This window comes from Klebsiella sp. GG_Kp175 (assembly GCF_040062325.1).
GTDB classification, from domain to species: Bacteria; Pseudomonadota; Gammaproteobacteria; order Enterobacterales; family Enterobacteriaceae; genus Klebsiella; species Klebsiella quasipneumoniae.
Genome location: NZ_JBEAFX010000015.1, coordinates 1 through 21,109, shown reverse-complemented (window position 1 = coordinate 21,109; position 21,109 = coordinate 1). Strand labels below are relative to the sequence as shown.

21 protein-coding genes and 1 pseudogene are annotated in these 21,109 nt (G+C 59.0%); 14 read left to right on the top strand and 8 right to left on the bottom strand.

What is annotated here, in order from left to right; genetic code table 11:
• Positions 1-3: 3 nt before the first annotated feature.
• The gene (gene hrpB, locus ABLU73_RS19945; protein WP_348850399.1) at positions 4-2,433 is read right to left on the bottom strand and encodes an ATP-dependent helicase HrpB; all 2,430 of its coding nucleotides are present in this window, start codon (positions 2,431-2,433) and stop codon (positions 4-6) included.
• A gap of 72 nt (positions 2,434-2,505) precedes the next feature.
• On the opposite strand from hrpB, the gene thpR reads away from it, so the two are divergent.
• From thpR to panD, 9 genes are all read left to right on the top strand, one after another.
• The gene (thpR, locus tag ABLU73_RS19940) at positions 2,506-3,042 is read left to right on the top strand and encodes an RNA 2',3'-cyclic phosphodiesterase (protein WP_004204405.1); all 537 of its coding nucleotides are present in this window, start codon (positions 2,506-2,508) and stop codon (positions 3,040-3,042) included.
• Entirely contained in the window at positions 3,042-3,758 is a 717-nt protein-coding gene (sfsA, locus tag ABLU73_RS19935) for a DNA/RNA nuclease SfsA (RefSeq protein WP_004204404.1), read from the top strand. The genes thpR and sfsA overlap by 1 nt, the downstream gene beginning before the upstream one ends.
• Positions 3,759-3,920: 162 nt before the next feature.
• The gene (gene dksA, locus ABLU73_RS19930) at positions 3,921-4,376 is read left to right on the top strand and encodes an RNA polymerase-binding protein DksA (RefSeq protein ID WP_002888845.1); all 456 of its coding nucleotides are present in this window, start codon (positions 3,921-3,923) and stop codon (positions 4,374-4,376) included.
• A 59-nt stretch (positions 4,377-4,435) separates the two neighbouring features.
• Positions 4,436-5,317 (top strand): tRNA glutamyl-Q(34) synthetase GluQRS, encoded by an 882-nt coding sequence (gluQRS, locus tag ABLU73_RS19925; RefSeq protein ID WP_043521996.1) that lies wholly within the window; start codon positions 4,436-4,438, stop codon positions 5,315-5,317.
• Positions 5,318-5,379: 62 nt separating this feature from the next.
• Positions 5,380-6,774, top strand: a complete 1,395-nt coding sequence (gene pcnB / locus ABLU73_RS19920) for a polynucleotide adenylyltransferase PcnB (protein ID WP_071592560.1) — start codon at positions 5,380-5,382, stop codon at positions 6,772-6,774.
• Entirely contained in the window at positions 6,771-7,250 is a 480-nt protein-coding gene (gene folK, locus ABLU73_RS19915) for a 2-amino-4-hydroxy-6-hydroxymethyldihydropteridine diphosphokinase (RefSeq protein ID WP_023319748.1), read from the top strand. The genes pcnB and folK overlap by 4 nt, the downstream gene beginning before the upstream one ends.
• Positions 7,251-7,369: 119 nt before the next feature.
• Positions 7,370-8,161, top strand: a complete 792-nt coding sequence (gene panB / locus ABLU73_RS19910) for a 3-methyl-2-oxobutanoate hydroxymethyltransferase (protein ID WP_004204400.1) — start codon at positions 7,370-7,372, stop codon at positions 8,159-8,161.
• An 11-nt stretch (positions 8,162-8,172) separates the two neighbouring features.
• Entirely contained in the window at positions 8,173-9,027 is an 855-nt protein-coding gene (gene panC, locus ABLU73_RS19905) for a pantoate--beta-alanine ligase (protein ID WP_004204399.1), read from the top strand.
• 93 nt (positions 9,028-9,120) lie between these two features.
• Complete coding sequence (gene panD, locus ABLU73_RS19900) at positions 9,121-9,501, top strand: aspartate 1-decarboxylase (protein WP_004204397.1); 381 nt, start codon at positions 9,121-9,123, stop codon at positions 9,499-9,501.
• Between the two features lie 36 nt (positions 9,502-9,537).
• Here panD and ABLU73_RS19895 read toward each other — a convergent pair whose 3' ends face one another.
• The 4 genes from ABLU73_RS19895 to ABLU73_RS19880 form a co-directional block, all read right to left on the bottom strand.
• Complete coding sequence (locus ABLU73_RS19895; RefSeq protein ID WP_017901163.1) at positions 9,538-10,791, bottom strand: polysaccharide deacetylase family protein; 1,254 nt, start codon at positions 10,789-10,791, stop codon at positions 9,538-9,540.
• A 58-nt stretch (positions 10,792-10,849) separates the two neighbouring features.
• On the bottom strand, positions 10,850-11,290 hold the full coding sequence (locus tag ABLU73_RS19890; RefSeq protein WP_004204391.1) for a PTS sugar transporter subunit IIA: 441 nt from the start codon (positions 11,288-11,290) through the stop codon (positions 10,850-10,852).
• A 122-nt stretch (positions 11,291-11,412) separates the two neighbouring features.
• Positions 11,413-12,183: an ABC transporter permease gene (locus ABLU73_RS19885; protein ID WP_004204389.1), complete on the bottom strand. Its 771-nt coding sequence runs from the start codon at positions 12,181-12,183 to the stop codon at positions 11,413-11,415.
• Entirely contained in the window at positions 12,180-13,106 is a 927-nt protein-coding gene (locus ABLU73_RS19880; RefSeq protein WP_004204387.1) for an ABC transporter ATP-binding protein, read from the bottom strand. Before ABLU73_RS19880 ends, ABLU73_RS19885 begins: the two co-directional genes overlap by 4 nt.
• A gap of 178 nt (positions 13,107-13,284) precedes the next feature.
• Between ABLU73_RS19880 and can the strand changes: the two genes are divergently transcribed.
• Positions 13,285-13,947 carry a carbonate dehydratase gene (gene can, locus ABLU73_RS19875; protein ID WP_004204385.1) on the top strand — a complete coding sequence of 221 codons (663 nt, stop codon included), beginning with the start codon at positions 13,285-13,287 and terminating at the stop codon, positions 13,945-13,947.
• Between the two features lie 55 nt (positions 13,948-14,002).
• On the opposite strand, the gene hpt is transcribed toward can, so the two are convergent.
• Together hpt and ABLU73_RS19865 are read right to left on the bottom strand one after the other, a co-directional pair.
• On the bottom strand, positions 14,003-14,539 hold the full coding sequence (gene hpt, locus ABLU73_RS19870) for a hypoxanthine phosphoribosyltransferase (RefSeq protein ID WP_004204384.1): 537 nt from the start codon (positions 14,537-14,539) through the stop codon (positions 14,003-14,005).
• A gap of 4 nt (positions 14,540-14,543) precedes the next feature.
• Positions 14,544-14,663 (bottom strand): hypothetical protein, encoded by a 120-nt coding sequence (locus ABLU73_RS19865; protein ID WP_032426021.1) that lies wholly within the window; start codon positions 14,661-14,663, stop codon positions 14,544-14,546.
• Positions 14,664-14,742: 79 nt separating this feature from the next.
• Here ABLU73_RS19865 and ABLU73_RS19860 point away from each other — a divergent pair, with 79 nt between their 5' ends.
• Positions 14,743-17,133, top strand: coding sequence for a glucose/quinate/shikimate family membrane-bound PQQ-dependent dehydrogenase (locus ABLU73_RS19860; RefSeq protein WP_023319745.1), 2,391 nt, complete (start codon positions 14,743-14,745; stop codon positions 17,131-17,133).
• 75 nt (positions 17,134-17,208) lie between these two features.
• On the opposite strand, the gene cueO is transcribed toward ABLU73_RS19860, so the two are convergent.
• Complete coding sequence (gene cueO / locus ABLU73_RS19855; RefSeq protein WP_064189484.1) at positions 17,209-18,810, bottom strand: multicopper oxidase CueO; 1,602 nt, start codon at positions 18,808-18,810, stop codon at positions 17,209-17,211.
• Positions 18,811-18,955: 145 nt separating this feature from the next.
• On the opposite strand from cueO, the gene ABLU73_RS19850 reads away from it, so the two are divergent.
• From ABLU73_RS19850 to ABLU73_RS19840, 3 genes and pseudogenes are all read left to right on the top strand, one after another.
• On the top strand, positions 18,956-19,303 hold the full coding sequence (locus ABLU73_RS19850) for a YacC family pilotin-like protein (protein ID WP_004204381.1): 348 nt from the start codon (positions 18,956-18,958) through the stop codon (positions 19,301-19,303).
• 245 nt (positions 19,304-19,548) lie between these two features.
• A complete protein-coding gene (locus ABLU73_RS19845) occupies positions 19,549-19,959 on the top strand; it encodes a hypothetical protein (protein ID WP_023292003.1) in 411 nt (136 codons plus the stop codon).
• Positions 19,960-20,633: 674 nt separating this feature from the next.
• Positions 20,634-20,855: pseudogene (locus ABLU73_RS19840) on the top strand (peptidylprolyl isomerase); the annotation flags it as partial.
• Positions 20,856-21,109 lie beyond the last annotated feature (254 nt).

Genomic DNA, 21,109 nt, shown 5'->3' with positions numbered 1-21,109 from the left:
GGGCTACGAATATTTTTTGCTGCGCCGGGTCGGGGCGGCGTTGGCCGGATCGTCCGGCCAGACGTGTTTCGGATAGCGTCCCTTCATCTCTTTCTGTACCTCACGGTAGCTCCCCTGCCAGAAGGCGCTGAGATCGCGCGTGATCTGCAGCGGACGCTGAGCGGGCGACAGCAGCTCCAGCACCAGTGGCACTCGCCCCTCGGCGATAACCGGCGTCGTGGCCTCGCCGAACATCTCCTGCATACGCACCGCCAGCGCCGGCGGGTTCTCCGCATGGTAACGGATCGCCAGACGGCTGCCGGTCGGCACGGTATAGTGCGTCGGCAGCTCGCGATCCAGCTTCTGGCGCAGCGGCCACGGCAGCCAGTCCTGGAGCGCCTGCCGCAGATCCAGCGCCTTCAGCGCCCGCAGCGAGTGAACGCCGTTCATCTGCGGCAGCAGCCATGCCTCCAGCGAGGCCAGCAGCGAAGCGTCATCCACCGCGGGCCACGCCTCTTCCGGCAGCCATTGCGCCGCACACTGCAGCCGCAGCCGCAGCTGCTCGGCCTCTGGCGTCCAGTTGAGCACACCGAGGCCTTTCTCACGAATCCCGTTGAGCATCGCCTGATGCAGCTCCGCCTCAGAGGGCTTCGCCAGCGGCTGGGTCTTAATCACCAGCTGGCCCGTCACCGTCCGCCGCCAGGCTTTCAGCGTCCCCTGCGCTTCATCCCACTCCACCGTGTCGGAACGCTGCGCCAGCTCGGGACGGGCGGCGATCAGCTCGCCGATATCCACCGGCAGAGCCAGCAGCATGCGGGCATCCGGTGAGGCGCTGCCCTGCAGCAGCAGCGGAGCGATCAGCCACTCATGGCGGCCCAGCGCGTCGTCGGCGTCCAGCATCGCGCCCATACCGTTCGCCAGCTGATAGCGTCCCTCCTGACCGCGGCGGCGGGCGATGCGGTCGGCGAAGGCCGACGCCAGGAGCACAGCCATTCGTCCCGCGTCGGGCTGGCCGCTGCGGCAGGCCAGACGCTTCATCAGCTGCTGCGCGCGCTGCTGCCAGTTGGCCTGCTGACGGGAAAAGACGGCGCCCAAATCCACCAGCCCGCCGCGCGGCGGCTCCTCAAGGATCGCCGCCAGCCTGGCCGCCGTCGCCACCTCGTCATCGGTCTGCGCAGCGGCCAGCATCGCCGCCAGCCGGGGCTCGTTGCCGAGGGTGGCCATTTTGCGGCCAAACGCCGACAGCCGCTCGCCGTCCAGCGCCGAGAGCGCCTCCAGCAGGCGGCGCGCGGCAGCCAGGTTCACCGCCGGCGGCTGATCCAGCCAGGCCAGCGAGGCCGGATCGTGGCACCCCCACTGCAGCAGCTCCAGCAACAGCGCCGACAGATCGCTGTGCAGGATCTCCGGTTCGCTCTGCGCCGCCGCTCGTTCGGCCTGTTCTTTGCCGAGCAAATGCAGGCAGATCCCCGGGGAGAGACGACCGGCGCGTCCGGCGCGCTGGGTCATCGATGCCTGGCTGATGCGCTGCGTCACCAGCCGGGTCAGGCCGGTGCGCGGGTCAAAGCGGGCAACACGCTCCTGGGCGGTGTCGACCACCAGGCGGATGCCCTCGATGGTTAAACTGGTCTCAGCAATGTTGGTGGCCAGCACCACTTTGCGCTTCCCGGCCGGCGCCGGGAGGATCGCTTTGCGCTGCTCGCTTAGGGGCAAAGCGCCATACAGCGGGCAGAGGATGACATCCTCCGCCACGCGCTCCGTCAGCTGTTCCTGAACGCGCTGGATCTCGCCGACGCCGGGCAGAAACAGCAGCATCGATCCCTGTTCATGCCGCAGGAGCTCCGCCGCCGCTATCGCCACCGCCTCATCAAAACGCTGGTGCGCGGAGAGCGGGCTGAAGCGACGCTCCACCGGATAAGCGCGCCCCTCCGAGACCACCACCGGCGCCTCAGGCAGCAGACGCTGCAGGCGATCGTTATCAAGGGTCGCCGACATGATGAGCAGTTTGAGATCGTCACGTAACCCCTGCTGGACATCAAGCAGCAGGGCCAGCGCCAGATCCGCCTGCAGGCTGCGCTCGTGAAACTCATCGAGGATCACCAGCCCCACGCCCGTCAGCTCGGGATCGCGCTGGATCATGCGCGTCAGGATCCCCTCCGTGACCACCTCCAGGCGGGTCTGTGGCCCGACGCAGGTTTCGGCACGCATGCGGTAACCCACGGTCTCCCCTGGCTTTTCGCCGAGCAGTTCAGCCAGCCGCTGCGCGACATTGCGCGCCGCCAGACGCCTAGGCTCCAGCAGGATAATGCGTCCCGCGATGTTACCCTCAGCGAGGATCTGCAGCGGCAGCCAGGTCGACTTCCCGGCGCCGGTCGGCGCGTTGAGCAAAACCTGCGGCGCATGCTGCAGGGCGGATAACAGTTCTGGGAGGACGGCGGCAACCGGCAATGAGGACACAAAAGGCTCCGGGGGTTAACATTCAGGGGCTCGCATTGTAGCATCCCCCTAATTCATTACCGAGTCTCTATCATGTCTGAGCCGAAAAGGCTGTTTTTTGCGATTGAACTGCCGCCTGCCGTCCGCAAACAGATTGTCCAGTGGCGGGCAACGCACTTCCCTGAGGATGCCGGCAGGCCCGTCGCGGCGGATAACCTTCATCTGACGCTGGCGTTTCTCGGCGAGGTGAGCGCGGAAAAACAGCGGGCGCTGTCTGCCCTCGCCGGCCGCCTCCAGCAGCCGGGCTTTACCCTGACGCTGGACGATGCCGGACAGTGGCTGCGTTCGCGGGTGGTCTGGCTCGGGACCCGTCAGCCACCGCGCGGCCTGCTGCAGCTTGCCAGTATGCTGCGCGCTCAGGCGGCGCGCAGCGGCTGCTATCAGAGTCCGCAGCCGTTTCATCCGCACATTACCCTGTGGCGCGATGCCCGTCAGGCGGTGCCGATCCCGCCGCCCGGCTTTCGCTGGACGTTTCCGGTGAACGAGTTCGTGCTCTATGAATCCAGCTTTAGCCGCGGGCGCACGCGCTACACGGCGCTGGAACATTATCCGTTTGATAAGGAAAATTGATGCAGTTTGATCCGCCGTTGCAACCCGCCATTTTGCTTAAACGTTACAAACGTTTTCTTGCCGACGTGGTGACCCCCGATGGCCGCGAATTGACGCTCCACTGCCCAAATACCGGTGCCATGACCGGCTGCGCCGTCCCGGGCGACACCGTCTGGTATTCCACTTCTGACAATGCGAAGCGCAAATATGCCCATACCTGGGAATTAACTGAAACGCAGCAGGGCGCCGTTATTTGCGTCAACACGCTGCGCGCGAATACGCTGGCGAAAGAAGCAATTTCCGCCGGAATAATCCCTGAACTTTCAGGCTATAACCAGCTGAAAAGCGAAGTGAAATATGGCGCTGAGAATAGCCGTATCGATATTATGTTACAGGCAGATGATCGCCAAAACTGCTATATTGAAGTGAAATCGGTTACGTTGGCGGAGAAAGAATACGGTTATTTTCCTGATGCGGTGACTATGCGCGGACAGAAGCACCTGCGGGAGCTGATGGCCGTCGCGGCAAATGGCGACCGCGCGGTGATTTTATTTGCCGTCCTGCATTCGGCAATTGACCGTTTCTCTCCCGCGCATCATATTGATGCCAGATACGCACAGCTGTTAACAGAAGCCCGCGACAAGGGGGTGGAAATTCTCGCCTGGAAAGCGGAACTTTCTACGACGAGGATGACTCTGAATAAGCCGATCGCCGTGGTGTTAAACCCCGGTAAATAAGTGGCTAAATAGTGTTCGGGTCGCAAGCGCGAATACGCTTTTCTTCACAGGGTTGTCAAGTGTAACGTTTAGATAATTGCTATCCGGAAAAGCATCTGCTATTTATAGCGGCCTGATTTTCCCCCACATGGGGATCGATAGTGCGTGTTAAGGAGAAGCAACATGCAAGAAGGGCAAAACCGTAAAACATCGTCCCTGAGTATTCTCGCCATCGCTGGGGTGGAGCCGTACCAAGAGAAACCGGGCGAAGAGTATATGAACGAAGCCCAGCTGGCGCACTTCAAGCGTATTCTTGAAGCATGGCGTAATCAACTCAGGGATGAAGTGGATCGCACCGTATCGCACATGCAGGATGAAGCTGCTAACTTCCCGGACCCGGTAGACCGTGCCGCCCAGGAAGAAGAGTTCAGCCTGGAGCTGCGTAACCGCGACCGCGAACGTAAACTGATCAAAAAGATCGAGAAAACGCTGAAAAAAGTTGAAGACGAAGACTTCGGCTACTGCGAATCCTGCGGCGTGGAGATCGGCATTCGCCGTCTGGAAGCGCGTCCGACAGCGGATCTGTGCATTGACTGCAAAACCCTGGCGGAAATTCGCGAAAAACAGATGGCGGGCTAATCCCCTGCTGCCTCACTCTCTGGCGGGAGTCTCTCCCGCCTGGTTCTGTTGTCCGTACCATGACTGACTCACGCTATATAGGGCGCTTTGCTCCCTCCCCCTCCGGCGAACTCCACTTCGGCTCTCTGATCGCCGCGCTCGGCAGCTACCTGCAGGCCCGCGCGAACCAGGGTATCTGGCGCGTTCGTATTGAAGATATCGACCCGCCGCGCGAAGTCCCCGGGGCCGCCGACACCATCCTGCGCCAGCTCGACCACTACGGTCTGCACTGGGACGGCGAGGTGATCTGGCAGTCGCAACGGCACGAAGCCTACCGCGAGGCGCTGGCCTGGCTGAGCGAGCAAGGGCTGAGCTACTACTGCACCTGCACCCGCGCGCGTATCCACGCCGTAGGCGGGATCTATGATGGTCACTGCCGCGACCTTGGGCTGGGGGCGGAAAACGCCGCGCTGCGTCTGCGCCAGACCCGTCCGGTTCTGCAGTTCACCGACCGCCTGCGCGGCACGCTGGTCGCCAACGAGCCGCTGGCGCGAGAAGATTTTATTATCCACCGTCGCGATGGACTGTTTGCCTACAACCTGGCGGTGGTGGTCGATGACCACTTTCAGGGGATCACCGAGATCGTCCGCGGCGCCGATCTGATTGAGCCGACGGTGCGGCAGATTTCGCTGTATCAGCATTTTGGCTGGCAGGCACCGGACTACCTCCATCTGCCGCTGGCCCTCAATGCCGACGGCAATAAGCTCTCTAAACAAAACCACGCGCCGGCGCTGCCGGAAGGCGATCCGCGCCCCGAAATCGTCCGGGCGCTCCGCTTTCTGAATCAGGAGATCGCCGGGGAGTGGCAGGCCCTGAGCATCGATGATTTACTCGCCCAGGCCGTCGCCAACTGGCAGCCGGCGAAAATCGAGCATTCTCAAATGGCTCCCGCTGAGCTATGATTAGCCGCTATTTTTACACTGTACAGTTGATCTGAAGTCCGTCTGACACTACGAGGTGCACCATTTTTACCCGAGTCGCTAATTTTTGCCGTAAGGTGCTAAGCCGTGAGGAGCGCGAGGCAGAAGCCGCCGTCGAACCAACGCCTATGACGGTGATCCCGCGTGAGCAGCATGCTATTTCCCGCAAAGATATCAGTGAAAACGCCCTCAAGGTCATGTACCGCCTCAACAAGGCGGGCTACGAGTCCTGGCTGGTCGGCGGCGGCGTCCGCGACCTGCTGCTTGGCAAAAAGCCAAAAGATTTTGACGTCACGACCAACGCCACGCCGGATCAGGTGCGCAAGCTGTTCCGCAACTGCCGTCTGGTCGGGCGCCGTTTCCGCCTCGCGCACGTCATGTTCGGGCCGGAAATTATTGAGGTCGCTACCTTCCGTGGCCATCACGAAGGGCACACTACCGATCGCGTCACCTCCCAGCGGGGCCAGAACGGCATGCTGCTGCGTGATAATATCTTCGGCTCGATCGAAGAGGACGCCCAGCGTCGCGACTTCACCATCAACAGCCTCTATTACAGCGTGGCGGACTTTACCGTTCGCGACTACGTCGGCGGCATGAAGGATCTGCAGGACGGCGTGATCCGCCTGATCGGCAATCCGGAAACCCGCTATCGCGAGGATCCGGTACGCATGCTGCGCGCGGTGCGCTTCGCCGCCAAGCTGGATATGACCATCAGTCCGGAAACGGCCGAACCGCTGCCGCGGCTGGCCGCCCTGCTCCACGACGTGCCGCCGGCGCGCCTGTTCGAAGAAGTGCTCAAGCTGCTGCAGGCCGGGCATGGCTATCAGACCTACCTGCTGCTGCGGGAATACAACCTGTTCCAGCCGCTGTTCCCGACCATCACCCGCTACTTTACCGAGCGCGGCGATAGCCCGATGGAGCGGATCATCAACCAGGTGCTGAAGAACACCGATACCCGCATTCGTAACGACATGCGCGTCAATCCGGCCTTCCTGTTCGCAGTGATGTTCTGGTATCCGCTGCTGGAGACGGCGCAGAAAATCGCCCAGGAGAGCGGACTGGCATACTATGACGCCTTCGCCCTGGCGATGAACGACGTACTGGACGAAGCCTGCCGTACGCTGGCGATCCCTAAGCGCATCACCACCCTGATCCGCGATATCTGGCAGCTGCAGCTGCGCATGTCCCGTCGCCAGGGCAAACGCGCCTGGAAGCTGATGGAGCATCCGAAATTCCGCGCCGCCTACGATCTGCTGGAGCTACGCGCTGGCGCTGAAAACAACGGCGAACTGCAGCGTCTGACCAAATGGTGGGGCGAATTCCAGGTCGCCGCGCCGCCGGCGCAAAAAGATATGCTCAACGACCTCGGGGACGATCCGGCGCCGCGCCGTCGCCACCGCCGTCCGCGCAAGCGCGCGCCACGCCAGGGTAACGCATGACCCTGGCCTATATCGCCCTCGGCAGTAACCTCGCTTCGCCACTGGCGCAGGTGCAGGCGGCTATCCACGCCCTGGGCGAAATACCGCACAGCCGCGTGGTGAACGTCTCTTCGTTCTACCGCACGCCGCCGCTGGGCCCGCAGGATCAGCCAGACTATCTCAACGCCGCCGTCGCGCTGGAAACCACGCTGTCCCCTGAGGCGCTGCTCGATCACACCCAGCGCATTGAGCTGCAGCAGGGTCGGGTGCGCAAAGCCGAACGCTGGGGGCCGCGCACCCTCGATCTCGACATTATGCTGTTTGGCGATGCGGTCATTAACAGCGAGCGCCTGACCGTTCCGCACTACGATATGAGAAACCGCGGCTTTATGCTCTGGCCGCTGTTCGAGATCGCCCCGGACCTCCACTTTCCTGACGGCATGGCGCTGCGCGCCGTGCTGGATGATCTCGGCGCGGCAAAGCCCGCTATCTGGTAATTCCCTCTCCTTTTTTAGCATTTGCGGCGATCGTCGTAATCGGTTGCCCAAAATCATTGCCCCTCTGAATGCTGCTGTTAGAATGCCGGTTAATATGACTTTCATCATCAGGAAATGTTATGAAACCGACCACCATTGCCCTGCTGCAGAAATGCAAACAGGAAAAGAAGCGCTTTGCCACCATTACCGCCTACGACCATAGCTTCGCGAAGCTGTTCGCCGATGAAGGCATTAATGTGCTGCTGGTGGGCGACTCGCTGGGAATGACGGTGCAGGGTCACGACTCCACCCTGCCGGTCACCGTAGAAGATATCGCCTATCACACCCGCGCCGTCCGCCGCGGCGCGCCGAACAGCCTGCTGCTCGCCGACCTGCCGTTTATGGCCTACGCCACGCCGGAGCAGGCCTTCGAAAATGCCGCCGTCGTGATGCGCGCTGGCGCCAATATGGTCAAACTCGAAGGCGGCGCCTGGCTGGCCGAGACCGTGAAGATGCTGGCGGAACGCGCGGTGCCGGTTTGCGGCCATCTCGGCCTGACGCCGCAGTCGGTGAACGTCTTCGGTGGCTATAAAGTGCAGGGACGCGGCGATGCGGCGCAGACCCTGTTTGAAGACGCGTTAGCGCTGGAAGCGGCAGGCGCGCAACTGCTGGTGCTGGAGTGCGTCCCGGTCGCCCTGGCGAAACGCATCACCGAAGCCCTGACCATTCCGGTGATCGGCATCGGCGCGGGCAACGTCACCGATGGGCAGATCCTGGTGATGCATGACGCTTTCGGCATTACCGGCGGCCACATTCCGAAATTTGCCAAGAATTTCCTTGCCGAGGCGGGCGACATCCGCGCCGCGGTGCGGCAGTATATTGCCGAAGTTGAATCCGGGGTCTATCCGGGCGAAGAACACAGTTTCCATTAAGGAGTCTTGTTGTGCTGATTATAGAATCCGTGCTGCTGCTGCGTCAGCATATCCGCCGTCTGCGTCAGGAAGGCAAGCGTATCGCGCTGGTCCCGACGATGGGCAACCTGCATGATGGTCATATGAAGCTGGTTGATGAAGCCAAAGCCAGCGCGGACGTGGTGGTGGTCAGTATTTTCGTCAATCCGATGCAGTTTGACCGCGCCGATGACCTGGCGCGCTACCCGCGCACCCTACAGGATGATTGTGAAAAGCTGAACAAGCGTCATGTCGATTTTGTCTTCGCGCCGACGCCGGCGGAAGTCTACCCGCAGGGCACCGAAGGCCAGACCTACGTCGACGTCCCCGGCCTGTCCACCATGCTGGAAGGCGCCAGCCGCCCGGGCCATTTCCGCGGCGTATCGACCATCGTCAGTAAGCTGTTTAACCTGGTTCAGCCTGACGTCGCTTGCTTTGGCGAGAAAGACTTCCAGCAGCTGGCGCTGATCCGCAAGATGGTTGCCGACATGGGCTACGATATCGATATTATCGGCGTGCCGATCGTCCGCGCGAAGGATGGCCTGGCGCTAAGCTCGCGTAACGGCTACCTGACAGCCGACCAGCGCAAAATCGCTCCCGGCCTGTATAAAGTGCTGAGCGCGGTGGCGGAAAAACTGGCCGCCGGCGACCGTCAGCTCGACGAGATCATCGCTATCGCCGAACAGGAGCTGAACGAGAAAGGTTTCCGCGCCGACGACATTCAGATCCGCGATGCCGACACCCTGCTTGAACTGACCGACGCCAGCCAGCGCGCGGTCATCCTGATGGCCGCCTGGCTCGGTCAGGCCCGCCTGATCGACAACCAGATCGTCACGCTCGGTCAGTAGACAGCGGGTAAAAATCGGGCAATACTTGCCCGGGCTTTTCTCAGGGCGGACGTCGTGTCCGCTCTGCTACATTAAGGTTGAAGGGTAGAAGTTATGATGCGTAATATGCTGCAGGGCAAGCTCCACCGCGTAAAAGTGACGCAGGCTGACCTGCACTATGAAGGTTCCTGCGCCATTGACCAGGACTTCCTGGATGCGGCCGGTATTCTGGAGAATGAAACCATTCACCTCTGGAACGTCACCAACGGCAACCGTTTCTCCACCTACGCCATTGCCGCCGAGCGAGGCTCCAGAATCATCTCCGTTAACGGCGCCGCCGCGCACTGCGCCAGCGTCGGCGATATCCTGATCATCGCCAGCTTCGTCACCATGTCTGACGAAGAGGCGCGCCGCTGGCAGCCCAACATCGCCTACTTCGAAGGCGACAACGAAATGAAGCGCCAGGCAAAAGCGATTCCGGTGCAGGTCGCCTGATGACCACGGCGCCGCACTCAGGTGCAGCGCCGAAGTTTACCCCTGCGGCTGGTTACTGATCAGCCGCGACATCGTCTCCAGCGAATCCGTGCGTAAGATATATAACCGCTTTAGCAGAAACGGATTGTCCCCCGGCTTCACCTTCCCACGCACCGTCGTCACCGCCATATGAAACCCGGCGTCATTCGCCGCCTGCACCGCCGTGGCGTTATAGCCGCCGAAGGGATAGGAAAGGTAGAGCACATGTGGATTAAACTGGCTCAGCGCCCGACGCGAGCGGGCAAAATCAAACAGAATATTATGGTAGTTGCGGCTGAATAAGATCGGCCGCCGGCTGGCGTCCACCCGGTGGAGAAAGTGGGTATGCGACTGAATGTCAAAGACGTCCTGGATCTGCCGGAGCTCAGAAATGCTCATGAACTGCAGCGATTTCGGATCCCATTGCTGCGGATGACGCTTAATACGCGATGAAATAATAAAGGCGGTGGCGTGGAAGCCATACTGTTTCAGCACCGGATAGGCGTAGCGATTTACCGATTTCAAGCCGTCATCGAAGGTGATGGCGACTGCCCGCGCCGGAAGGTTGATTTTATTGCGCACGTAGCCTTCCAGCTGATAGAGGGTCAGCGTGGTATAACCCTGATCCCGCAGCCAGGTCATCTGGTTATTAAAGGCGCGTACCGAGGTGGTGGTCGAGGTATGGCGGAAACGGGTGTTCTCTTCGTCACGCAGAATATGGTGATAGGTCAGCACGGGGATCCCGTTATCCTCCTGCGCATCCAGACTGCTGACCCACGCCAGCCGGTCGCCAATGCGGATCTGAAACCAGGTCTGATTGAGCCGGTCCTTCAGCTTGCTGAGGATCGGATAGCGCAGATTATTGGCCAGCGTGCCGAACGGCGCGCTGCTCACTGAGGGAGCGTCATAGAGCGGCGTATCTTTCCAGGTGAGTAAATTCTGATTACTCAGCGGCTTATTGAGATCCCCAAGACGGTCCTCCACCCGCTGCTTACCCTGCACTGGCTCCAGATGGCCCTTGTCAATAAACCCGGTGCCGAAGCCGAAGCGAAACTCATAGTAATCAGCCGCCGTCGGGACAACCGCGAGGATTTGCCCGGCACGCACATTGCCGACGCTGACCACATGGTTCCCCACCTGCGCCCAGATAACCGCGTCTTCGGTGGTTTGCATATAGCGCACAGGCTTGCCCTGCTGGCTAAGCAGACTGGCGGAGGCGCTGAGTGAGGTCAGTAAAAGAAGCAGAGTAAAAAATCGGGCAAGCATGCGCATCGAACCGGTAAACCATCAACGGCGGTTATTGTAACAAAAGCGGCATCTGTCCCGCTGCTTAATTTCCAAAGGTATCATGACGCAACCGGAACGGGGGGTTCTTCTGCTGCTGATGCCACAGGCTGCTCACCATCGGACCGCCCGCGCTGACGATAGCCTGGCGAAACGCCTCGCTGCTTAACGTATTCCGCAGCAGATACATTCGCTCAAGTAATGAATAGCTGACGCCGGAGATCACTTCGCAGTGGGTATGTTTGTGGCTCATCAGCGCCGCGGCCCGATAAGGCGCCGCGCCGGTTCTGTCGGTAAGGAAAATGACCCCGTCCCCGGAGTCGGTGGCATGCAGCGCATCGCACATCATCCGGCTCAACATATTGCTGCTGAGATTGCGCCAGTAATTGACCGCCCGGCACTGGGCCAGTGGACCAAATTTTTGTTCAAGACGATCCAGCATCTCCTGCGCCAGCTCATCGTGGCAGGTAATGACCCAACCAAGCATGCTTCCCTCCTTAGCCAGCCAACAATGTAGCAAGGGGAAGATGGCGTATCGGTGATGGCGGTCAAAGATAAGCGGTTAGCGCTTCGCGTATTGGCGTCCGGAAGCGCTAACCGTGATGAGTATCAGCTACGCAGGCCGCGGCCGCGCTGGATTAACGACCAGCAGAGGAGATAGAAGGCGACGATGAAGACCACCAGCACCGCAAAGGTGGTCACCAGCGGCACATCGTTGATACCGAGGAAGCCGAAGCGGAAACCGCTGATCATGTAGACGATGGGGTTCAGATGCGACAGCCCCTGCCAGAACGGCGGCAGCAGGGTCAGCGAGTAGAACACCCCGCCGAGATAGGTCAGCGGCGTCAGCACAAAGGTCGGGATCAGGCTGATGTCATCGAAGGTCTTGGCAAACACCGCGTTCAGCAGCCCGGCCAGCGAGAACAGCACCGCGGTAAGGAGCAGCGTCAGGGCGACAAACAGCCAGGAGTGAACCTGGAACGGCACAAAGAACAGCGACACCGCGGTCACCAGGATGCCCACGCACAGCCCGCGCGCCACCCCGCCGCCCACATAGCCGGCGATAATCACGTGCGTCGGCACCGGCGCCACCAGCAGCTCCTCAATGTTGCGCTGAAACTTGGCGCTGAAGAACGACGAGGCGACGTTGGCGTAAGCGTTGGTGATCACCGCCATCATGATCAGGCCCGGCACGATAAACTGCATATAGGTAAAGCCATGCATCTCGCCGATGCGCGAGCCGATCAGGTTGCCGAAAATCACGAAGTACAGGGTCATGGTGATCACCGGCGGCACCAGCGTCTGCACCCAGATGCGCATAAAACGGTGGATCTCTTTGGTCCAGATGCTTTTCAGCGCGACCCAATAAAGCTGCATCATGCTGACTCTCCTTTTCGCTCATGCACCAGGGTGACAAACAGCTCTTCCAGACGGTTGGCTTTGTTACGCATACTCAGTACCTGCACCCCCTGGGCGCTCAGCTGCGCGAAGACGCTGTTAATCCCCTGCTCGCGCAGGACCTCCACTTCCAGCGTCGAGGTATCGACCAGCTGATACTGGTAGCCCTCGAGCTTCGGCACCGGGCTTTTTGGCGCGAGGTCGAGAATAAAGGTCTCTGACTTCAGCTTCGACAGCAGCGCTTTCATCGAGGTATTTTCCACCAGGGTACCGTGCTGGATGATGCCGATGTTGCGGCACAGCATTTCGGCCTCTTCGAGATAGTGGGTGGTCAGAATAATGGTGGTTCCGCGATCGTTGAGATCCTTGAGGAAGCCCCACATCGAGCGGCGGAGTTCGATATCGACGCCGGCGGTCGGCTCGTCGAGGATCAGCAGCTTCGGCTCATGCATCAACGCGCGAGCGATCATCAGGCGGCGCTTCATCCCGCCGGAGAGCATCCGCGCGCGTTCACTGCGTTTTTCCCATAGATCGAGCTGTTTTAAGTACTTTTCGCTGCGGGCGATGGCTTCTTTACGCTCAACGCCGTAGTAGCCCGCCTGGTTAACGACGATCTGCTGCACGGTCTCGAACGGGTTAAAGTTAAACTCCTGCGGCACCAGGCCAAGCTGGCGCTTGGCGTTGACGACATCTTTCTCCAGATCGTAGCCAAAGACATTGACCTGACCGGAGGTTTTGTTCACCAGCGAGCTGATGATGCCGATCGTCGTGGATTTTCCCGCCCCGTTCGGGCCCAGCAGGGCATAGAAATCCCCCGCTTCAACCTGCAGGTCGATTCCCCGCAGTGCCTGAACCCCGCCGGGGTAGGTTTTTTTGAGCTGTTTTAATTCCAGAGCAATGGTCATTAAATATCTCTTCTCGTGTCATGACACGTCATTAACCCGCCTGACTGACGTTTGCGCTGTACTCGCGCGGCCAGCGCATCTGCAGCCTGAAGTATCACGGGTTAAGATGGTTTTAAAAAAGGTGAGCTTACCCTATATTAGCGCAACGCACTTACTTGGTTACAGGCCGATAACGTCCATGAATGATATAGATACACTCATCAGCAACAATGCACTATGGTCAAAAATGCTGGTGGAAGAGGACCCCGGCTTTTTTGAGAAACTGTCGCAAACGCAGAAACCGCGCTTCCTGTGGATTGGCTGTTCTGACAGCCGCGTTCCCGCTGAGCGACTCACCGGCCTGGAGCCAGGCGAACTGTTTGTGCATCGTAACGTGGCGAATCTGGTGATCCACACCGACCTCAACTGCCTGTCGGTGGTACAGTATGCCGTCGATGTCCTTGAAGTTGAGCACATCATTATCTGCGGCCACTACGGCTGCGGCGGCGTGCAGGCGGCGGTGGAGAACCCGGAGCTGGGGCTCATCGACAACTGGCTGCTGCATATCCGCGATATCTGGTTTAAACACAGCTCGCTGCTGGGGGAAATGCCGGAGGAGCGCCGTCTGGATACCCTTTGTGAACTGAACGTGATGGAGCAGGTATACAACCTGGGACATTCGACGATTATGCAATCGGCGTGGAAGCGCGGACAGAAAGTCACCATCCACGGCTGGGCATACGGGATTCACGACGGACTGCTGCGCGATCTGGATGTGACCGCCGTGAGCAGGGAAACCCTCGAACAGCGCTATCGCCACGGGATCTCCAACCTCAAGATCAAGCACATCAACCACAAATAGCCTTCAGACTTAGCCGCTCAGGCGCGAGCGGCGCGCGCCTGAGTGGAATATTCCCTTACTCGTCCAGCAGGGTGACTTTGCCGATATACGGCAGATGGCGGTAGCGCTGAGCGTAGTCGATACCGTAGCCCACCACGAACTCGTCCGGAATGGCGAAACCGACGAACTCAACCGGGACATTCACTTCACGGCGGCTTGGTTTATCCAGCAGCGTACAAATGGCCAGCGACTTCGGCTCGCGCAGACTGAGGATCTCACGCACTTTAGACAGGGTATTGCCGGAGTCGATGATGTCTTCCACGATCAGTACGTCTTTACCACGGATGTCTTCGTCCAGATCTTTGAGGATTTTCACATCACGGGTGGTGGACATGCCGCTGCCGTAGCTCGAGGCGGTCATAAAATCGACTTCATGCGGCACCTGCACTTCACGGCACAGGTCGGCCATGAACATAAACGAGCCGCGCAGCAGCCCCACCAGCACCATTTCGCTGCCGCTGTCCTGATAATGTTCGTTGATTTGACGACCCAGTTCCGCGATGCGCGCTTTGATCTCGGATTCCGGGATCATCACTTCTACAGTATGTTTCATAAGACTAACCATTTGATTCTAAATATAAATCATCAAAGCCGCTGCTTTCGCCCCGACGATGACCGGCAAGCCATCCAGTATACCAGCAAAAAGAAATCTGCGGTGCAGGGATTAATAAAGCCATATTTGTGATTCCGATCACACTTGTTAAATCCTATAATTAATTGCAGTTAAAAAATTAACAAACACATGAGTAACTTTCTATGGCTGAAACAAAGTCTCAACAATCAAGGCTCCTGGTGACGCTGACTGCGCTATTTGCAGCGTTCTGCGGCCTCTATCTTTTAATCGGCGGAGCATGGCTGGTCGTGCTTGGCGGCTCCTGGTACTACCCCATCGCCGGTCTGGTGATGCTGGGCGTGACCGTGATGCTGCTGCGCGGCAAGCGCGCTGCGCTGTGGCTGTACGCCGCACTGCTGCTGGCGACCATGATCTGGGGCGTCTGGGAAGTCGGCTTCGACTTCTGGGCGCTGACGCCGCGTAGCGACATCCTCGTCTTCTTTGGTATCTGGCTGATCCTGCCTTTTGTCTGGCGTCGTCTGCCGGTGCCTTCCGCTGGCGCCGTAGGCGCGCTGGTCGTCGCCCTGCTGATCAGCGGCGGCATGCTGACCTGGGCTGGTTTTAACGACCCGCAGGAGATCAACGGCACCCTGAGCGCCGACGCCACCCCGGCCGCGCCGATCTCCAACGTTGCCGACGGCGACTGGCCGGCCTATGGCCGCAACCAGGAAGGTCAGCGCTTCTCCCCGCTGAAGCAGATTAACGCCGACAACGTGAAGAACCTGAAGGAAGCCTGGGTGTTCCGCACCGGCGACCTGAAACAGCCGAACGATCCGGGTGAAATCACTAACGAAGTGACACCGATTAAAGTCGGCGACACGCTCTTCCTGTGTACCGCCCATCAGCGCCTGTTCGCGCTTGACGCCGCCACCGGTAAAGAGAAATGGCATTTTGACCCGCAGCTGAACGCCGACCCGTCATTCCAGCACGTCACCTGCCGCGGTGTCTCGTATCACGAAGCGAAAGCGGATAACGCCCCTGCTGACGTCGTGGCCGACTGTCCGCGCCGCATTATCCTGCCGGTGAACGATGGTCGCCTGTTCGCAGTAAACGCCGACAACGGTAAGCTGTGCGAAACTTTTGCCAACAAAGGTATTCTCAACCTGCAGACCAACATGCCAGTGACCACGCCGGGCATGTATGAACCCACTTCCCCGCCGATTATCACCGATAAGACCATCGTAATTGCCGGCGCAGTCACCGATAACTTCTCTACCCGTGAGCCGTCAGGCGTGATCCGCGGTTTTGATGTGAATACCGGGAAACTGCTGTGGGCCTTCGATCCAGGCGCGAAAGATCCGAACGCCATCCCAAGCGATGAGCATCACTTCACGCTCAACTCACCGAACTCCTGGGCGCCTGCCGCCTACGACGCCAAACTGGATCTTGTCTATCTGCCGATGGGCGTGACCACTCCGGATATCTGGGGCGGCAACCGCACGCCGGAGCAAGAGCGCTATGCCAGCTCGATTGTCGCGCTGAACGCCACCACCGGTAAACTGGCCTGGAGCTACCAGACCGTCCACCACGACCTGTGGGATATGGACATGCCTTCTCAGCCGACGCTGGCTGACATTGAAGTCAATGGCAAAACCGTGCCGGTCATCTATGCTCCGGCGAAAACCGGCAACATCTTCGTGCTGGATCGTCGTAACGGCGAGCTGGTGGTCCCGGCCCCGGAAAAACCGGTCCCGCAGGGCGCCGCCAAAGGCGATTATGTGGCCAAAACCCAGCCCTTCTCCGATCTGAGCTTCCGTCCGAAGAAAGATCTGACCGGCGCGGACATGTGGGGCGCCACCATGTTCGACCAGCTGGTGTGCCGCGTGATTTTCCACCAGATGCGCTATGAAGGTATCTTTACCCCGCCGTCTGAGCAGGGCACCCTCGTCTTCCCGGGTAACCTGGGGATGTTTGAATGGGGCGGTATCTCCGTCGATCCGAACCGTCAGGTGGCTATCGCCAACCCAATGGCGCTGCCGTTCGTCTCTAAACTGATCCCACGCGGCCCGGGCAACCCAATGGAACCGCCGAAAGATGCGAAAGGCTCAGGCACCGAGTCCGGCGTGCAGCCGCAGTACGGTGTCCCTTACGGCGTCACCCTGAACCCGTTCCTGTCGCCGTTCGGCCTGCCGTGCAAACAGCCGGCATGGGGCTATATCTCCGCGCTGGATCTAAAAACCAACGAAGTGGTATGGAAAAAACGTATCGGTACTCCGCAGGATAGCCTGCCGTTCCCGATGCCGGTTAAACTGCCGTTCACCATGGGTATGCCGATGCTGGGTGGGCCGATCTCCACGGCGGGTAACGTCCTGTTCATCGGCGCGACCGCGGATAACTACCTGCGCGCGTACAATATGAGCAATGGTGAGAAACTGTGGGAAGCCCGTCTGCCAGCCGGCGGCCAGGCGACTCCGATGACTTACGAAGTGAATGGCAAACAGTATGTTGTCATCTCTGCCGGCGGTCACGGCTCGTTCGGTACCAAAATGGGCGATTATATTGTCGCCTATGCGCTCCCGGATGAGGCGAAATAAAACGCAAAACGGCAACGAAAGTTGCCGTTTTTTTTGTCTTGATCCCCTATTTCCACGCGCCAGGGCTATACCGCCCTAAACCGTGAACCCCAACATCATCCCGGTGTCTTCATGTTCCAGCAGGTGGCAGTGGGCCATATAGGCAAACTCCTTCGGCGCCGGATGATCAAACTTCACTAATACTTCACTCACGTCCCCTTCCACACGAACGGTGTCTTTCCAGCCGCTACGATGCGCCGCTGGCGGCTTGCCGTTTTCGCTAAGGATGCGGAACTGGGTGCCGTGAATGTGGAACGGATGCAGCATCATGTCGCCCTTGCCGGAGATGACCCAGCGTTCATACTCTCCTCTGGCGGCGGCAAACATCGGCACATTCATGTCGAAGGCTTTGCCGTTGATGCGGTTGGCGTTATGGAAATCAAACCCCTTAGCCGACGACATACCATGATTCATGCCGGACCCGTGGTTCATGTTGCTCATGTCGCCGTGGTGCATACTCCCCATGTCGCCCATCCCGCCGTGCCCCATCATGCCGTGATCCATTCCGGCCATCGCCTGATCGCCATATTTCTCCATCAGCGCCTGCATGCCCATCCTGTCAAGCATCGGATCCATCGACAGCTGGAGCTGACGCTGCGTCAGCCCCGTCAGGGACGGTAGCGCCGGCAGAGCGGCCAGGGTATCCAGCAGCTTACCGGAGGCAGGAATAACCAGCGGCTGGACGCGCAGTACCGGCTGTGGTTTATCGAAAGGCGCAATGGCCATGCCCATCTGGCTCACCGGCAGGGTCACCAGATCAAAAGGTTTACCGTCGCTGGTGTCCACCAGCACCTCAAAACGCTCCCCCATCAAGACCGGCAGTTCATTGACCTTCACCGGCTCCGCCAGCAGACCGCCGTCGCTGGCCACCACGTACAGCGGGCGCTTATCACTGGTCGCAAAATTGAGGGAACGGGCATTACAGCCGTTCAGCAAGCGCAGACGTAGCCAGCCGCGCGGGGCGGCATGTTCAGGATAGAGAGCGCCATTGGTCAACAGCGTATCGCCAAACCAGCCGACGGCGGCGCTCATGACATCCAGCTGATAATCAATTTCGCCAGCGGCGGTAAACTTCTTGTCCTGTACGATAACCGGTACATCATCGATTCCCCACTGCTTCGGCAACAGCAGGCGTCCGCTCTCTTCATCTTCGATCAGCACCAGCCCCGCCAGCCCCATCGCCACCTGCCGACCGGTGGTCCCGTGCTGATGGGGGTGAAACCAGCAGGTGGCCGCCCGTTGCGTTGGCGTGAAGCTCACCGTCCGAGTGGAGCCCGGGGCGATAACCCCCTGCGGTCCCCCGTCGACCTCGCCCGGGACCTCCAAACCATGCCAGTGCAGCGTGGTCTCTTCTGCCAGCTGGTTAGTAATGTCCACCGTGATGGTCTTCCCCTGCGTCAGCTGCAGCGCGGGCCCCAGCAGCGAGCCGTTATACCCCCATGTGGTGGCGTTCATCCCGCCAAATTGCGTTTTGCCCGCCTGGATGGTCAGCTCGATACGGTTGCGCGCATCGGCCGTCAACAGCGACGGTACCGGCAGGGCCGGGCGACTGGCTGCAAAGACCGCACGGCTCCAAAGCGGTAACGCGCTGGCCATGCTGACCGCGGCGGTCAGTTTGAGGAAGTCTCGACGTTGCATATTCACATCCTTTTATTCTGCGGGCGAATATTTGAGCTTAAACCCTACCGTAACGGGAAGGTCAAGCAGAAGAGTGAGAATAAAGATCGGCGCTGTGTAAAGAAGTATGCTAATTTGAAGCGTCGGTGATCTAACGGTAGAAAAAATGAAGACGCTTTTCAGAACAATGGTACTCGGCAGCCTGCTTACTCTCTCCGCCAACAGCTACGCGCTCAGCGAATCCGAAGCGGAAGACATGGCTGATTTAACCGCGGTTTTTGTGTTTCTGAAAAACGACTGTGGCTACCAGAACCTGCCCAACACGCAGATCCGTCGCGCCCTGGTGTTCTTTGCCCAGCAGAACCAATGGGACCTGAGCAACTACGACAGCTACAACATGAAAGCGCTTGGCGAAGACAGCTATCGCGATCTCAGCGGCATTAACCTTCCGACGGCGAAAAAATGTAAAGCGCTGGCCCGCGATTCACTTAGCCTGCTGGCTTACGTCAAATAATTTCCCGCGCGGGCGGCAACGCGCCGCGCTTTTCCCCGACTCACCCGCCTTTAGTATTTACCATTATTATTTTATACAAAATAAATTTTATCTACCTCGCAATATATCAAGCCAATAAATAAATTAAACCCGTACTAACAGCCCTGCCAGATAAAAACAATAAAATATCCCAGATGATATATTGCAAAATAAAAAGCAGCCTTTTAGAATCCGTTGAAAATATATCTACTTCATGGACTGAAATTGTGAATATCTCGCTGACTCTTCGTATTATTCCACTTGCCGCTATGTTATTAGCCGGCTGTAGCAATACCGCCCCTCGCCAGCAGGTAAAACCGCTCACCACCCCGCTAACGTCGCAGCAGCAGGCAGAGCAGGAGCGCGCGGCCAGCGAACAAGCGCGCATTGAATCCTGCCGACAGGCGCTGGACTCGCTAAAAGAGGTTAACCCACAGCAGGCAACCAAACTCAGCAATGACTTCAATGCCTTAGTGCGTGCGGCGTCACAATATAACAGCGTGCGCGAGAAAGTGGCGGATCCCACCCGGCTTGGCATTGACTCCATGTATCAGTTTAAATCCATCAAATTGTGCGCCGATATTCAGAAAACGCTGATCGATAGCCTGGTACAGCGGGGTGAAAGCAAACAGCCATGAACAGAGCCGCCACGCTGACCCTCAACGCGCCCCTGCTGATGCTCGTCGCGGCGCTGGCGCTTTCAACACCGTTCTTCGCCGGCGCCGCGCCGGCGTTTCTTGACTACGCCCAGCAGCAAACCCAGGCGCATGAAAAAAGCGATACTGCAACCGCAAAGCAAACGTCAGGCGGTCGTCAAAATGCGGATAATAAAAAAAAGACGCCTGATACCGCACAATTGCAAAAAAGAATCGCCAGCCAGCAGGCGACCATTGAGCAAAAAGATAAAACTATTCAGCAATTAAAAAAACAGCTTGCTAACACTCCGGCCACCGAAACCTCCATCGCGAATGAGCAAGCGGCATTAAATAACAAAATAAAAGAATTACAGGTCGCCTTAACCGCCGCCACCGCGAAAAATGAGGCGTTAATTAAAAAAGAAAGTACAGCCCAGAATACTATTCTGCAGCAAAATCAGGCCGCCGCGCTGCAGCAGATCCAACAATTAACGTCACAGCTTCAGAAAGCCGAAGCTGAAAATAAACGGCTCAGCGCCAGCCTCACCGCTCTGAATACGGATAAACAGACGCTCGCTACCCGGTTGGCCGCGATGGAAAAAGTGCAGCAGGCCGCTCCTGACCACGCAAAAGCCCTCGCCGCCGACAAGCAGTCGTTAACCACCCGGCTGGCCGTGATGGAAAAAGAGAAGCAGACCGCTCTCGAGCAGCTCAAAGCCCTTAACGCCGATAAGCAGTCGCTGGCTAACCGGCTCGCCGCGGCAGAGAAGACGCAGCAGACCGCCCTCGACCAGGTTAAAGCCCTTAACGCCGATAAGCAGTCGCTGACAAACCGGCTCGCCGCGGCAGAGAAGACGCAGCAGACCGCCTTCGACCAGGTCAAAGCCCTTAACGCCGATAAGCAGTCGCTGACAAACCGGCTCGCCGCGACAGAGAAGACGCAGCAGACCGCCCTCGACCAGGTCAAAGCCCTTAACGCCGATAAGCAGTCGCTGGTTAACCGGCTCGCCGCGGCAGAAAAGACGCAGCAGACCGCCCTTGATCAGGTCAAAGTCCTTAACGCCGATAAGCAGACGCTGGCTAACCGGCTCGCCGCGGCAGAGAAGACGCAGCAGACCGCCCTCGACCAGGTCAAAGCCCTTAACGCCGATAA

Excerpts from the sequence above, each read along its gene's own strand:
- panB (WP_004204400.1), top strand. The coding sequence starts at position 7,370 with ATGAAACCGACCACCATTGCCCTGCTGCAGAAATGCAAACAGGAAAAG.
- ABLU73_RS19850 (WP_004204381.1), top strand. The coding sequence starts at position 18,956 with ATGAAGACGCTTTTCAGAACAATGGTACTCGGCAGCCTGCTTACTCTC.
- ABLU73_RS19895 (WP_017901163.1), bottom strand. The coding sequence starts at position 10,791 with ATGCGCATGCTTGCCCGATTTTTTACTCTGCTTCTTTTACTGACCTCA.
- ABLU73_RS19880 (WP_004204387.1), bottom strand. The coding sequence starts at position 13,106 with ATGACCATTGCTCTGGAATTAAAACAGCTCAAAAAAACCTACCCCGGC.
- cueO (WP_064189484.1), bottom strand. The coding sequence starts at position 18,810 with ATGCAACGTCGAGACTTCCTCAAACTGACCGCCGCGGTCAGCATGGCC.
- ABLU73_RS19885 (WP_004204389.1), bottom strand. The coding sequence starts at position 12,183 with ATGATGCAGCTTTATTGGGTCGCGCTGAAAAGCATCTGGACCAAAGAG.
- can (WP_004204385.1), top strand. The coding sequence starts at position 13,285 with ATGAATGATATAGATACACTCATCAGCAACAATGCACTATGGTCAAAA.
- gluQRS (WP_043521996.1), top strand. The coding sequence starts at position 4,436 with ATGACTGACTCACGCTATATAGGGCGCTTTGCTCCCTCCCCCTCCGGC.
- ABLU73_RS19860 (WP_023319745.1), top strand. The coding sequence starts at position 14,743 with ATGGCTGAAACAAAGTCTCAACAATCAAGGCTCCTGGTGACGCTGACT.
- hpt (WP_004204384.1), bottom strand. The coding sequence starts at position 14,539 with ATGAAACATACTGTAGAAGTGATGATCCCGGAATCCGAGATCAAAGCG.
- folK (WP_023319748.1), top strand. The coding sequence starts at position 6,771 with ATGACCCTGGCCTATATCGCCCTCGGCAGTAACCTCGCTTCGCCACTG.
- dksA (WP_002888845.1), top strand. The coding sequence starts at position 3,921 with ATGCAAGAAGGGCAAAACCGTAAAACATCGTCCCTGAGTATTCTCGCC.
- thpR (WP_004204405.1), top strand. The coding sequence starts at position 2,506 with ATGTCTGAGCCGAAAAGGCTGTTTTTTGCGATTGAACTGCCGCCTGCC.
- ABLU73_RS19865 (WP_032426021.1), bottom strand. The coding sequence starts at position 14,663 with ATGGCTTTATTAATCCCTGCACCGCAGATTTCTTTTTGCTGGTATACT.
- ABLU73_RS19890 (WP_004204391.1), bottom strand. The coding sequence starts at position 11,290 with ATGCTTGGTTGGGTCATTACCTGCCACGATGAGCTGGCGCAGGAGATG.
- sfsA (WP_004204404.1), top strand. The coding sequence starts at position 3,042 with ATGCAGTTTGATCCGCCGTTGCAACCCGCCATTTTGCTTAAACGTTAC.
- panD (WP_004204397.1), top strand. The coding sequence starts at position 9,121 with ATGATGCGTAATATGCTGCAGGGCAAGCTCCACCGCGTAAAAGTGACG.